8 protein-coding genes are annotated in these 13,984 nt (G+C 67.6%); 6 read left to right on the top strand and 2 right to left on the bottom strand.

Annotated features, from left to right (window positions below; genetic code table 11):
- Window positions 1–3: 3 nt before the first annotated feature.
- From ACWD01_RS30340 to ACWD01_RS30320, 5 genes are all read left to right on the top strand, one after another.
- Window positions 4–1,332 carry a UDP-glucose dehydrogenase family protein gene (locus ACWD01_RS30340; protein WP_451166220.1) on the top strand — a complete coding sequence of 443 codons (1,329 nt, stop codon included), beginning with the start codon at window positions 4–6 and terminating at the stop codon, window positions 1,330–1,332.
- Window positions 1,333–1,354: 22 nt separating this feature from the next.
- Entirely contained in the window at window positions 1,355–2,311 is a 957-nt protein-coding gene (locus tag ACWD01_RS30335; RefSeq protein ID WP_451166218.1) for a UDP-glucuronic acid decarboxylase family protein, read from the top strand.
- Between the two features lie 11 nt (window positions 2,312–2,322).
- Entirely contained in the window at window positions 2,323–4,035 is a 1,713-nt protein-coding gene (locus ACWD01_RS30330) for a right-handed parallel beta-helix repeat-containing protein (protein WP_451166216.1), read from the top strand.
- Window positions 4,036–4,278: 243 nt separating this feature from the next.
- On the top strand, window positions 4,279–8,790 hold the full coding sequence (locus ACWD01_RS30325) for an aminotransferase class I/II-fold pyridoxal phosphate-dependent enzyme (RefSeq protein WP_451166214.1): 4,512 nt from the start codon (window positions 4,279–4,281) through the stop codon (window positions 8,788–8,790).
- Window positions 8,787–9,620, top strand: coding sequence for a class I SAM-dependent methyltransferase (locus ACWD01_RS30320; protein WP_451166212.1), 834 nt, complete (start codon window positions 8,787–8,789; stop codon window positions 9,618–9,620). The genes ACWD01_RS30325 and ACWD01_RS30320 overlap by 4 nt, the downstream gene beginning before the upstream one ends.
- On the opposite strand, the gene ACWD01_RS30315 is transcribed toward ACWD01_RS30320, so the two are convergent.
- Window positions 9,532–11,376 carry a glycoside hydrolase family 15 protein gene (locus tag ACWD01_RS30315; protein WP_451166210.1) on the bottom strand — a complete coding sequence of 615 codons (1,845 nt, stop codon included), beginning with the start codon at window positions 11,374–11,376 and terminating at the stop codon, window positions 9,532–9,534. The genes ACWD01_RS30320 and ACWD01_RS30315 overlap by 89 nt on opposite strands.
- 168 nt (window positions 11,377–11,544) lie before the next feature.
- Window positions 11,545–12,789 (bottom strand): MFS transporter, encoded by a 1,245-nt coding sequence (locus ACWD01_RS30310; protein WP_451166208.1) that lies wholly within the window; start codon window positions 12,787–12,789, stop codon window positions 11,545–11,547.
- 860 nt (window positions 12,790–13,649) lie between these two features.
- Here ACWD01_RS30310 and ACWD01_RS30305 point away from each other — a divergent pair.
- On the top strand, window positions 13,650–13,835 hold the full coding sequence (locus tag ACWD01_RS30305; RefSeq protein ID WP_451166206.1) for a hypothetical protein: 186 nt from the start codon (window positions 13,650–13,652) through the stop codon (window positions 13,833–13,835).
- Window positions 13,836–13,984: the final 149 nt, after the last annotated feature.

The following is a 13,984-nucleotide window of genomic DNA, read 5'->3' as shown; positions in this document are numbered from 1 at the left end:
AAAATGCGGATGACAGTCATCGGCACCGGATACGTCGGGGTGGTCCATGCCGCGTGCATGGCGGACATCGGCCACGAGGTCCTCGGTGTGGACATCGACGAAGAGCGGATCGCGGCCCTGCGCGAGGGGAAGGCCCCGATCTACGAGACCGGCCTGAACGGACTCCTCGCCCGTACCGTCAAGTCGGGACGGCTGCGCTTCTCCACCTCCACAACCGAGGCCGCCCGGTTCGCGCGCCTGCACTTCGTGTGCGTGGGAACCCCGCAGGTGCCCGGCGGTGCAGCGGCCGACGTCAGCCATGTCGACGCCGTCGTCGACAGCATGGCACCGCATCTGCGGCCCGGCAGCCTGATCGTCGGCAAGTCCACGGTGCCTGTCGGCACGACGGCCCGCCTGGGCGCACGCCTGCGGGCCGTCGCACCGCACAGTGAGATCGCCTGGAACCCCGAGTTCCTGCGCGAGGGTTTCGCCGTGGCCGACACCAGGCGTCCGGAACGGATCGTCGTGGGCGTCGAGTCCCGGCACGCCGAGGCGGTCCTGCGGGAGATCTACGAGCCCATGCTGATCAGCGGCGTCCCCTTCTTCAGCACCGACCCCGCCACTGCCGAACTCGTCAAGGTGGCGTCGAACGCCTTCCTCGCCACCAAGATCTCGTTCATCAACGCCATGGCGGAGGTGTGCGACGCCGCAGGCGCCGACGTGGTGACGCTGGCGGATGCCGTCGGCGAGGACTCGCGCATCGGCCACCGGTTCCTGCAGCCCGGCCTGGGCTTCGGCGGCAGTTGCTTCCCCAAGGACATCCGTGCCTTCGCAGCGCGCGCCGAAGAACTGGGAGCCGGCGAGGCGATCGCCTTCCTCCACCAGGTCGACGAGATCAACACCCGGCAGCGGCGCCGCACGGTCGACCTGGCACGGCACCTGGTGGGCGGCTCCTTCGCCGGCCGGCGCATCGCGGGCCTCGGAGCGGCCTTCAAACCCGAAAGCGACGACGTGCGGGACTCGCCCGCCCTGGACGTCGCTGCGGCGATCCAACGCGAGGGCGCCGAGGTCCGGGTGCACGACCCGGAAGCCGTCGACAACGCCCGGCACAGGTTCCCCGGACTGCAGTACACCCTCGAAGTGTCCAAGGCGTGCGAAGACGCGGATCTCGTCCTGCATCTGACGGCCTGGCCCGAGTACCGGGAGATCTCCCCCGCCGAGCTCGGCCCCCTGGTGCGCAGCCGGCAGATCCTCGACGCGCGGGACACCCTGGACGCGGCCTCCTGGCAGTCGGCGGGCTGGACGCTGAGCGCACTCGGCCGTCCCCGGATCAACGGCGCGTACGCCGCCTGAACGCACGAACTGTGGAGGAATCATGCATGTACTGGTCACTGGCGGGGGCGGCTTTCTAGGGTCGCACCTGTGCGACGCCCTGCTGTGCAGAGGAGACCGCGTCCTGTGCGTGGACGACTTCTCGACAGGCGAACCGGAGAACACGGCGCATCTGGCCGAACACCCCGCGTTCACGTTCGTCCGCGCCGATGTCTCCGCCCCATTCGACGTTCCGGGGCCGGTGGACGCCGTGGCACACCTCGCCAGCCCCGCCTCGCCCCCCGACTACCACCGCCGCCCCCTGGAGACACTGGCCGTGGGCAGCAGGGGAACGGAGAACGCTCTACGGCTGGCAGCCAGCCACCGGGCACGTTTCGTCCTCGCCTCGACCAGTGAGGTGTACGGCGACCCGGTGGTCCACCCCCAGCAGGAGGACTATTGGGGGAACGTCAATCCTGTGGGACCGCGCAGTGTGTACGACGAGGCCAAGCGGTTCGCCGAAGCACTGTCCATGGCGTACCGGCGCAGCCTGGCCGCGAATGTCGGCATAGTACGGATCTTCAATACGTACGGACCGAGAATGCGCCCCCACGACGGCCGGGTGGTGTCCACCTTCATCCGGCAGGCGCTGGACGGGGAACTGCTCACCATTTACGGGGACGGACGTCAGACACGGAGTTTCTGCTACGTGGACGACCTGGTACGGGGCATCATCGCCATGATCGACTCGGATCTCGCCGGGCCCTTCAACCTGGGCAATCCCAGCGAGCGAACGGTGCGGGAACTCGCGGAACTGGTGCGGGAGACGACCGGGTCGTCGTCGGGACTGGAGTTCCGTCCACTGCCCGTGGACGACCCTGCCCGGCGACGTCCCGTGATCACGCGGGCGCAGCACGAACTCGGCTGGTTCCCTCAGGTGACGATCGAGGACGGCCTGCGGCACACCGTGGACTGGTTCATGTCCAGGCGCATCCCCTCCCCGGCGGTTCGAACGGCTTAGGAGTCCGTGACATGCTGATCGGGATGCCGGACCACTCCGCACGCCGCCTGCGGCGCTGCCGCTGGTGCGTCCTCGCCGCCGTGCCGGCGGCGCTCACGGGCGTTCTCGTCGCGGGCTGCGCCGCAACTCCGCATTACACACCCGCCCGTACCTACTACGTGAGTCCGGAAGGCGACGACCACAACGACGGCCGCTCCCCGGACCAGGCGTGGCGGTCGCTCGAGCGCGCCGACGTCAGAGCCTTCGAGCCCGGCGACCGGCTGCTGCTTCGGGGGGGTGGCCGTTTCCAGGGCTCGCTCAAACTGGGTGAGGGCGAGGCGGGCCGGGCGGACGAGCCCGTGGTCGTGGGCAGTTACGGCGGCGGGAGGGCCACGATCGTCGCGGACAACGCCCCGGGCATCAGCGTCCACAACACCGCGGGTGTGGAAATCCGGGGGTTGGCGATCGTCGGTGGGCACGGCGCCTATGCCGGTCAGGGCGGCATTCATGTCTACAGCGACAGGTCCGACGGCAAGGAGTTGAGGCGCATATCGGTTGCCGACGTGAATGTCTCCGGATTCAGCAACGGAATTCAGATCGGCAGTGCGAGTTTGTCGACCGGTTTCCGTGAGGTGCGGATCAAAGACTCCGTCATGCGGAACAACAAGGATATCGGGCTCCTGACATACGGCCCGGCGACCCGTGAAGAAGCCCCCGTCGGATATGCCCACGAGGATGTGGTGGTTTCGGGAGTCCAGGCGCACCACAACGCGGGTGACCCCGACGCCGATGATCGGCACACCGGGAACGGCATCGTCCTCGGCAGCGTCCGGGGCGGTCGGATACAGAACTCCAGTGCTCACGACAACGGGACCCGCGCCTCGACCGAAGCCGGGGAGGGACCGATCGGCATCTGGAGCTACGACTCCACCGGCCTTCTCATGGAACACAACCGCAGTTACCGCAATCACACCGGGTCGCGGGTCGACGGAGCGGGCTTCGGGCTCGACTCGAACGTTTCACATTCGACCGTTCAGTACAACCTGGCGTTCGGTAACGACGGTCCGGGATTCCATGCGTACACCAGTAAGAAGAACGACGCCCACAACGGCAATGTGTTCCGTTTCAATATCAGCAGCAATGACGGACGCAAATGGCCGGAGAGAGGCGGAATCCATGTGCACGGAACCGTGATGCACAGGCTTCAGGTGTACAACAACACCGTGGTGATGACGGACACGGTGCGGCCCGGCCCCGCGGTACGACTGACCGTCGTCGAGGGCCGGAACATGACTTTCCGTAACAACATCCTGGTCACGGACGGTCCACCGCTCGTTGTGGCGGGCAAGGCGTTTCCGACCGGGCATGCCGTGTGGCAGGGGAACGACTACTACAGCACCGTCGGCCGTGGCAGCGTGCAATGGGGAGGCAAGACCTACTCCGGTCTCGAGGAGTGGCGGTCCGCCACCGGTCAGGAGATGACGGACGGCCGGAAGACCGGCTTCGAGGCCGACCCGTGCTTCAAAGGAGGGAAGGCGCCGGTCGTCAAGAAGGCGAGCGACGCCGCACTGCTGGTCCCCGTGTGCAACGCCTTGGCGGACAAGGGCCTCGACCTGAGCTCGCTGTTCGGGACCGATGCGGGCAAGCAGGACTACTTCGGCAAGGCGCTGGGGCGGACCTTGCCGGTCGGAGCCGCTCTGATGGAGAGGGACGGGCCGAGCCGAGCCGACGGGCGGGCCCCGTGACCACCCTGCCGGGCGGTGCGGTGCCCGGCAAGGACGACTCCCGAGGAGGTGTCCTCCCCGAAATGCACCGTGGACCATCCGCGCCTACTCTCGAAACGGAGACCAACCTGCAACTGCCAGGTCGCCACGGGTAGTTCTGGTCCAAGGTCGAGCCGTCGTCGTCCGCCTTCGGTGGTCGCGCGGCCCGTACCAGGGCGGACAACCCCGCCTGCCGGTTCCCTCCCGCGTGAGGAGGCGGTTTGCTTGACGCGGATCCACCGGTTGATGGCTTGCTACCTCGCCTTCGTGGTCCCCTGCACAGTCTTGTATCTGGCCTATCCGGAGCGACGTACGACCATGTGGGCCGCCATCGGGCTCGCGGGTGTCGCCGCCATCCTGGTGGGAATCCGCATCAACCGGCCGACCCATCGCTGGCCCTGGCTGGCGCTCGCCGCCGCGAACCTCGCCTTCACCGCCGGCGACACCGCGTACAACATTCTCAACAGCTTCTTCGATCAGAGCAACCCGTTCCCCTCGGTGGCGGACGGCTTCTATCTGTCCACCTATCCGCTGTTCGCCGCGGGGCTCATCGGTTTCATCCACTACCGCTGGCCGGGACGTGATTTGCCGAGCCTGCTCGACGCACTGATCCTCACTGCCGGTCTGGCCGTTCTCCTCTGGGTCTACCTGATCGGTCCACTGAGCCACGCGGCGGGAATGACCTGGATACAGCGGGCGATCTCCATTGCCTATCCGCTCGGCGACGTGCTGATGCTGACGATGCTCACCCGCCTGCTCGCCTCGGGTGTCGCCATCACGCGCAGCATGCAGCTGCTCACCCTCGGCACCCTGGGCATCCTCGCGTCGGACCTGCTGTACGGGCTGCTGCAGTTGAAGGGCACCTGGCAGGTCGGCACCCCCATGGACCTGGGCTGGGTGGTGTTCTTCACCGCATGGGGTCTCGCCGCGCTCCATCCGACCATGCGGCACTTGACCGAGCAGGTGCCCCAGCGCAGTCCGCCCGCCTTCCCGCCCGGACACAGGCTCGCACTGCTCGCGGCTGCCTCGCTCGTCGCGCCCGGCATTCTGCTCTACCAGGCCGAGCGCGGCAAGGTCAGTGACGCGGGCGTCATCGCCGTGTTCTCCGCAGCGCTGTTCCTCCTCGTCATTCTGCGGCTCGCGGGCGTGGTGAGAGTCCACCGGCAGGCCGTGGCCAGGGAACGCGGCCTGCGCGTGGCCGCCGCCTCACTTCTGACAGCGGTCAGACCGCGCGAGGTCGCCAACTCCGTGGAGAGGGCGGTGAGCGCGCTGTTCGGGCCCGGCGCACCCCACAGGACCGTCCTGCTGGCCGCAGAGGGGGACACGGGCCTGTACGCCGTGCACACCGAGTCGCACGCGTGGAGCTGGAGAATCAGCAGGGCTGACGACACCGAGCCGAATGTGGTCTCCGCGCTCAGCAGCCACGAGGCCCGACTGGTCCCGCTCGGGGAGCTCGACCGACGTGTGGTCGACGGTCTGGACGAAGCACAACGCGCGCTGCTGTGTCCCCTGGCACTGCCGGACCGCCCGACCGGCGAACCTCTCGTCGGCGCCCTGTTCGTGGCAGGCCCCGAGCACAAACTGATGGAGCTGTGGAGTTCGCTCGAGATCCTGGCCTCCCAGGCAGCGATGGCGATGGAGAGGGTCGGACTCAGCCAGGAGGTCAACCGCCGCAACAGCGAGGCGTACTTCCGTACGCTGGTGCACAACGCCTCGGATGTCATCCTCATCCTGGACGACGACAACACCGTCCGGTATGCGAGCCCGTCGGCCAACGGCATGTTCGGCAACGACAGCGTACTCGGCATGATGTTCACCGCGCTGGTCGATCCGCAGGACCGGGATCGGGCGTGCCGGGCGCTGGAGGGAATGCGGGTCACGGGTGACCACGACATGCATGAGGACTGGCGGATGCTGAGTCCCGACGGACGGCGCACCGACGTCGAGGCCCGCTGCAGCAATCTTCGCGACGACCAGACGGTCCACGGACTCGTCCTCACCCTGCGCGACGTGACCGAGCAGCGTCAACTGGAGCATGAGCTCACGCGCCATGCCTTCCACGACTCACTGACCGGCCTGCCCAATCGCATGCTTCTCCTGGAGCGCATCGAGCGGGCACTGGCGCGTGATCGCCGGGAGTCGACCATCGCCTGCGTGCTCTTCATCGACCTGGACGACTTCAAGGTCGTCAACGACACGATGGGCCACACGGTGGGGGACGAGCTCCTGGCCACGGTAGGAGCGCGGCTCTCGTCGACGCTGCGGCGCAGCGACACCGCGGCCCGACTGGGCGGCGACGAGTTCGCGGTGCTGATGGAGGGGGCGAAGGTACCGCTCGACGCGGAGGTACTGGCCAGCCAGGTCATACAGAGTCTCAACCAGTCGTTCCGGCTGTCAGAGGGCATCGTCAGCGTGTCGGCCAGCGTGGGCATAGCCACTGCACTCGACAGCGCGGACGCCGAGGAACTGCTCGGTCACGCCGACCTTGCCCTCTACGCGGCCAAGGCTGCGGGGAAGCGGCAGTGGCGCAGATACCAGCCCGCCCTCCACGCCGACATGCTGGAACGCCACGAACTCCAGGCCGGCCTGGACACCGCGGTCTCGCAGGAGGGTTTCACCCTCCGCTACCAGCCCATCGTCGAACTCGGCAACGGCCAGGTCGTCGGCTTCGAGGCGCTGGTCCGTTGGCCGCATCCGCGGCGGGGCCTGGTGCCACCGGACGAGTTCATCACCCTCGCCGAGGAGACCGGGCACATCATGCCGCTCGGCGCCTGGGTACTGGAACGAGCCACGGCCGACATCACGCGCTGGCAGCAGATGGTCCCACGGCCGGTCCCGCTCCGCGTCAACGTCAATGTCTCGGCACGTCAGTTCCGGGCCCCTGGGTTCCTGGACCAGGTGCGTCGCACACTGGGGACGGCCGGACTGGCGCCGGGTTCGCTGGTGCTGGAGCTGACCGAGAGCGTCCTGATGCGCCGAGACGAGCAGATCCAGGGTGTCATGAGGATTTTGAAAGACCTCGGCGTAAGTATTGCGATCGACGACTTCGGCACGGGATTCTCGTCATTGAGCTATCTCAGGGAATTCCCGATCGATGTACTCAAGGTCGACAAGTCCTTCATCGACGACATATGCGTAGACACCCAGCAGGTGGCACTCGTCGATGGGATCGTCCGCATCGCGGACACGCTCGGCCTCCAGGTCATCGCCGAAGGCATCGAGGATCTGAAGCAGCGTGAGTTGCTGACCGCTCTGGGCTGCCGTTTCGGGCAGGGCTATCTGTTCGCCCGTCCGATGACGACGGACCAGGCGGAGACGCTGGTGCGCGGCGCGCAGCAGAACCGGACCGTCGGCCTCATCGACACGACGGGCAAAACGTCGCTGCAGCGGCCGGGCAACCCGCTGCCCGAATCTCGGGCCGTCCGCCAGGATTCTCCGCAGACCGTCACCACCGGTACCGGAAATGAGGACACAATGCGCAAAACCCTCCCGGAAGCACGAGGTATTCGGCACGACCCGAGATGGGGGGACCTTGAACGCCTCCGCCAGACCAGTCCCATGAGCGACGCGGTCCTGGACGAGGTCGACGGACGACGCATCCGCTGCGGTGACCACTGGCTGACCGACTTCGCGTCATGCAACTATCTCGGCTTCGATTTCGACCCGGAGATCATGGCATCGATCGAGCCGCTGGTGAGGAAGTGGGGCACTCATCCCAGCTGGTCACGGATGATCGGCAACCCGCAGCTCTACCCGCAGATAGAAGAGAAGCTCACCGAACTCCTCGGCGCACCGGACACCTTGCTCCTCCCCACGATCACCCTGATCCACGCTTCGGTGATCCCGGCCCTGGCCGGGGAGGGCGGACATGTCTTCGTCGAGGCGGAGGCACACCGGACGGTGTACGACGGCTGCCTGGTGGCCCGTGGACAGGGCGCGACCGTGCAGCGGTTCCACGCCGACCGCCCCGAGCAACTCAGGGATCTGCTGCGGGCCGTTCCGGCGGGGGCCGCCCGGGTCGTGTGCCTGGACGGCGTCAACAGCATGACGGGAAACATGCCCGACCTGGGCGAGCTCGCGGGGCTGTGCCGGGACTCGGGCGCCACACTGTACGTCGATGACGCGCACGGCTTCGGCGTCATCGGTGAACGCGGCCCGGGCGAGACATCCCCTTACGGATCCCGCGGCAACGGCATCGTGCGCCATCTCGGCGAGACCTACGACGGCGTCATTCTCGTCGGCGGCTTCTCCAAGGCCTACTCCTCGCTCCTCGCGTTCATCGCCCTCCCCACGTGGCTCAAGGAGCATCTCAAGGTCGCCGCGGCGCCCTACCTCTACTCCGGGCCGTCACCGACCGCCTCGCTCGCCACGGCGCTTGCCGGTCTCGACGTCAACGAGCGGCGCGGGGACGCCATTCGCGCCGACCTCCAGCGCAAGACAGCCAATGTCCTGACCCATGTGCAGCTGCTCGGGATCGGTACCCCCAACGTCCACGGCCTGCCCATCATCGAGCTCCCGCTCGCCGACGCCTCCGACATCGACTCGGCCGCACGGTTCCTCTGGGACAGGGGCATCTACGCCACTCTGGCGGCCTACCCCCTCGTTCCCCGTGACCGCGTCGGATTCCGTATCCAGGTCACGGCCCTGAACACCGACGAGGACATCGACCGGCTCAATGACACGCTGACCGCCCTGACCGAGCAGTTCGAGTTCCAGCCCAGGCTGAGGCCCGTATGAGCGGCCCTTCCACCGAGCATCGGAAACCGACCCGTAACCAGGACGTGGACTGGGACGAATGGCCGGTCCAGGACTATCTGGCCGAGAACTACCGCGTGATCCATCCCTGTGACGCCGCAGTGATCAGGCACCACTCGGGCTTCTACCGGCAGTTCGCGCCCGGGTCCGTCGAACGCTCCCTCGAATTCGGTGCCGGGCCGAACCTGTACCCCCTGATGCTGGCCGCCGCCGCCAGCCGCCGTATCGAAGCCGTCGAGCTCGGTGCCGGCAACGTCGCCTATCTGACCCGTCAGCTCCGCGAGGGACCCGACGAGAGCTGGCAGGCGTTCTACGCGCTGTGCCGTCGACTGGACCCTGCGCTGCCCCCCGCCTTGACCGACGCGCTGTCCCGCGTGCACCTTGTGCACAGCGATGCACGATCGGTCCCACGCGGCACCTACAGCCTTGCTTCCATGAACTTCGTGGCCGAGAGCGTCACCGAGGACCTGGACGAGTTCACCGAGTTCTGCCACTCCTTCGCCGCGTCCGTGCGCCCGGGCGGCCACCTCGTCGCCTCCTTCATGGAGAACATGCCGAGTTATCGGATAGGCAGCGCATCGCACTGGCCGGGTTGCCCGGTGGACCGGGCTGCCGTACACAGGGCCTTCGCTCCCTGCACCGAGCGGCTCACGGTCACTCGCATCGACGCGGACACCACCCTGCCCGACTACGGGGACACCGGCATGGTGCTGATGAGAGGCGTCAGAACTCGCCGGTCATCTCCTGCGGGTCCCGGTACCGTGCGCTCACCGACGCGCCACTCGGAGAGTCCAACGCCTTCCTCAGGGTGAATGCCGTGTCGACCAGGGCGATATGACTGAATGCCTGAGGAGTGTTCCCGAGCTGCCGGCGCCGCTCCGGATCCCACTGTTCGGACAGCAGGCCCACATCGTTGCGGATGTCCAGGACCCGCTCGAAGGTCTCGCATGCCTCGTCCGGACGACCGGTCGAGGCGAGCGCGTCGGCGAACCACAGCGAACACGCGACGAATGCCCCTTCGGGCCCGTGCAAGCCGTCCACGCCGTGCACGCCGTGCCGGATGTGCGCATAACGGCGGAGGAATCCGTGATCGTCCAGCGACCTGATCGCCTCGACGGTGCTCAGCACCCGCTCGTCATGAGCGGGAAGAAACCCGAGCTTCGGGATCAGCAAGCCCGAGGCGTCCAGCGCCTGGGAGCCGTAGGACTGGACGAACGAGTTCTGCCGGTCGTCCCAGCCCTCCCGGCACACCTCTTGGTGCACCTCACGGCGCATCTCCCGCCAGCGCCCCACCGAGCCGTTCACTCCCAGCATGTGCGCCATGCGCAGCGCGCGGTCGGCGGCGACCCAGGTCATCACCTTGGAATGGACGAAATGGCGCCTGGGCCCACGCACCTCCCACAGCCCCTCGTCGGGCTCACGCCAGTGCTCACCGAGGTAGCTCATCAGCGAGTTCACCAGGCTCCACATGTGGTGCTGGATCGGGATGCCCGCGCGCAGCGCGAGACAGAGCGTGTCCAGCACTTCGCCGTAGACGTCCAACTGGAGCTGGCTCACTGCCGCGTTGCCGAAGCGCACGGGCTGGGAGCCCTGGTATCCGGGCAGCCAAAGGGCCAGTGACTCCTTGACCCGACGCTGTCCTGACAGGCCGTAGAGCGCCTGCAGATCCGCAGGATCGCCCGCGATGGCCCGCAGCAGCCACTCCAGCCATGCCTCCGCTTCGTCACGGAACCCGCTGCGCAGCAGACAGGACAAGGTGAGGGTGGAGTCGCGGAGCCAGCAGAACCGGTAGTCCCAGTTGCGTTCCCCTCCGATGCATTCCGGCAGGGATGTCGTCGCCGCCGCGACGATGCCGCCCGTGGGCGCGTAGGTGAGTGCTTTGAGCGTGATCAGCGAGCGCACCACCGCCTCGCGCCAGGGCCCCCGGTACCGGCACTTGGCCGCCCAGTCCTCCCAGAAGTCCACGGTGCTGCGAAGTGCGGCATGAGGGTCGCCGCAGCCAGGGAGGGACAGATGGGAAGGCGACCAGATGAGCATCAGGGCGAGATGTTCGCCCGCCGAGACCCGGAAGTCGAAGAACGTGCGGTCGTCGGCCGTGTGGACGTGCACCTGCTGATCGGCGCCCAGCCACACGGAGTCCGGGCCCGCCACCGCGATGGTGTACGTCTCAGTGGAACGCATCCACGGGACCACGCGCCCGTGGTGGAAGCGCAGTCTCAGCTCTCCTCGCATGTCGACCGTTCCCGCGAGGCCTTCGATCCGGCGCACCAGGCACGGCGGACCGGCGCGCGGCGGCATGAAGTCCGTGACCTTCACGGCACCTGAGACGGTTTCCCAGAAGGTGTCCAGCACCAGGGTCTCCCCCCGGTACGCCCTGCGGTTGCAGCTTTCCGCACCTGCGGGTGAGACCCGCCAGTACCCGTTGTCCTGCGTACCGAGCAGTGCCGCGAAGCAGGCGGGAGAGTCGAAACGGGGCAGGCACAACCAGTCCACCGACCCGTCCCGGCCCACGAGGGCAGCGGTCTCCAGGTCGCTGATGATGGCGTAGTCCTCGATCAGCCTGACCATGAGGGGACATCGCCGTATCCTCTTGACGTCACGGTGACAATTGTAGGATCGGCGCTGGTAGGGCGCACCCCGACGCCTGCCGCCGCAGTCCGGAACATCGTGCGCGTCGTCGGAGCGCTCAGCAGCGGCTGGGGACCGGAGCCACCGAACGGGAAACAGCTCCCCACCTCATGAGGTGGCCTTCTCCCGGCCGCTGCTCCGATCCCGCTCCACGGCACGCAGGCCGGGCAGATAGAGGAAGGCCAGGGTGACCACTGCGCCGATGACGCCGGCGCCGATGAATGTCCTGCGCACTCCCACCGCTGCGGCGACCGGAGCCGCGAGGGCGTATGAGAGGGGCAGGAGCGCGAGTGAGACGAACCAGTCGACGCTGGAGACCCGGCCCAGCAACTCGGCGGGTACCAGCCGCTGCTTCGCCGTCGACCATGCGATGATCCCGGCCGTCTCCAGTCCGTTGACCACGGCACAGGTGACGGCGAGTTGCCAGCTGCTGTTGGCGAGTCCGTATCCGGCGACCCCCAGCGTGGCGAAGGTCCAGGTCCAGTACATGAAGGTGATGAACCGGCCGGGCAGCCCGGCCTGCCCGACGATCACCGCCGCAAGGATGGCACTCACACCGCCGCTCGCAAGCACCAGTCCCAGCTCCGTCGCCGACCCCTGCAGCACGTGTTTGACCATGTACGGCAGCAGAACCTCGGTCGGGCCGAGGAAGAGCAGGTACGCGAAGGTGGCCGACACGAAGGTGCCCCAGAGCCAGGTGTTGGCCCGGACATAGCTGAGGCCTGTGCGCAGGTCCTTCCACAGCGACTCCCGCTCCTGGGCCTCGTCAGGCGGCAAGGGCCGAAGACGGGCCAGGCACACGGCGGAGAAGGCGAAGGTGAGAGCGTCGAACGCGAAGGCCCAGCCGGGGCCCACTCCCGCGACGAGCCCGCCGCCGAGGGCGGTTCCACCGATCTGTACGGCTGTCGGACGGACGAACTGATCAAGTGCGTTGGCCCCCACCAGCTCCGACCTGGGGACGAGAGTCGGCACGGTGGCGTCGAAAGCCGGCGGGAAGAACCCGGATGCAGCGCCGTACACCGCGACCACGCAGATCACGTGCCACAGCCGCAGCGTGCCGGTCAGCGCGAGTATCGCCAGCGTCGCCAGGCAGACACAGCGGGCCAGGTCACTGGAGAGCATCACCTTGCGACGGTCGAAGCGGTCACTGACGACACCGCCGACCAGCACCAGCGTAATCTGCGGGACGGCCATGGCCACACCGACGACGGACATCGCGCTGGGACTGCCGGACAGCGTGTAGACCTGCCATGCGAGCGTGACGAGCAGCACTCCGTCGCCCAGCAGTGAGACACTCATCCCGATCCAGAGGAGCCGGAAGTCGCGGTGGGCCAGCGGCGTCAGCAGACGCACTCGGCGGGCGCCTCCCGCAGCGTGGAGAAGCCTCATTCAGGTCCCTCGGCCCGGAGGAACATCACGACTGTTTCCGGGGGCCCCGCCATTGGCCAGGAGGACTTCGACGATGAAGGGGCCGCCGCTGCGGATGTGTCTGCCACGGACCTTGTCGAGAACCGCTTCGCGGACAGGGCAGGCCCCCCGCGGACGTTTGAGAACACCCCACCGGGGGACTTGTGCCGCACACCGTCGCCGACCCGCGATCCGGCCACAGGTTCCTCCTTCCTCGCGCCGACCTCACGTGTTCTCAAAGGGCTGCGACGAAGGGGCGCCCCCTGACGGACACGGGCCGGTTGGTGTGCACGGTGCTGTGTGATGAGGCGTGGCACGTCCCTGCTCACCCCAGTGCGGGGAAGTTGTTCCCCGTGGCCCACCGTCATCGGGCGGGCGAACTGACAACGCTGGTCACCTGCCGCTTGCCGGACCTATTGCCCGTAGATGTCATCCGGTACTGGCTGTTCCACCTCTTCGATGCATTCGGCTGTCACACGTAGGCCGAGTGCGTCGGCGTAGGCACAATATCCGCAGGAACGCGATTTGTTGCTCACCAACACGGAGGCCGGTCGCACGGCCGCCGATGCGCTTCTGCTCGCCCTCACGACGCTCGATGAGACCGGTGCCGTCGAGCACTCCCACCGGCTGAACCTTCCGCGACCGCACCATGAGGTACGCCAGACGGTGCTGATTGAACGACACCACCGCCCCTTCATGTGCGGCACAGGGAAAGAACCGGCCCGGGTGCCTGCCCGGGTGCGGGCGGTACGGCCCTGTGTGAGGCTGTCGGCGGAATCGTGTCCTCAGTGGCGAGGGAGTGGGTCGTGAACCAGCTCGGAGACAAGCCGGAAGAGGTCCGCAAGCGCCTCGAGGAAGAGAGAAACGAGAAGGAGCAGAAGGGGCCCGGCGACGAGAAGGCCGGGGACACGGCGGAACGGACCGACGAGTCGGGCGAGCCGCGCGTCGCCGAGGAGAAGCCACAGGGGGGCGAGGATCAGAGCCCCTTGTGACGTCGTAGCCGCTGGGGCCGGTCATGCGGCGCCGCGCGTGAACCGACGTGCCCGTCGGCGTCGAGGGCCCAGGCACAGGTCTGCAGGTCCTGGTCCATGGCCTGACACGCCGCGATCCCGCTTCGGCCCCGCACCGGACACAGGTGCGG

This window comes from Streptomyces sp. NPDC002835, from assembly GCF_053591995.1.
Note: the sequence above shows the minus strand (reverse complement) of the source record. Positions and strands in the feature narration are given on the sequence as shown.

Coding starts and splice junctions, on each gene's coding strand:
- ACWD01_RS30340 (WP_451166220.1), top strand. CDS start 4: ATGCGGATGACAGTCATCGGCACCGGATACGTCGGGGTGGTCCATGCC.
- ACWD01_RS30335 (WP_451166218.1), top strand. CDS start 1,355: ATGCATGTACTGGTCACTGGCGGGGGCGGCTTTCTAGGGTCGCACCTG.
- ACWD01_RS30330 (WP_451166216.1), top strand. CDS start 2,323: ATGCTGATCGGGATGCCGGACCACTCCGCACGCCGCCTGCGGCGCTGC.
- ACWD01_RS30320 (WP_451166212.1), top strand. CDS start 8,787: ATGAGCGGCCCTTCCACCGAGCATCGGAAACCGACCCGTAACCAGGAC.
- ACWD01_RS30315 (WP_451166210.1), bottom strand. CDS start 11,376: ATGGTCAGGCTGATCGAGGACTACGCCATCATCAGCGACCTGGAGACC.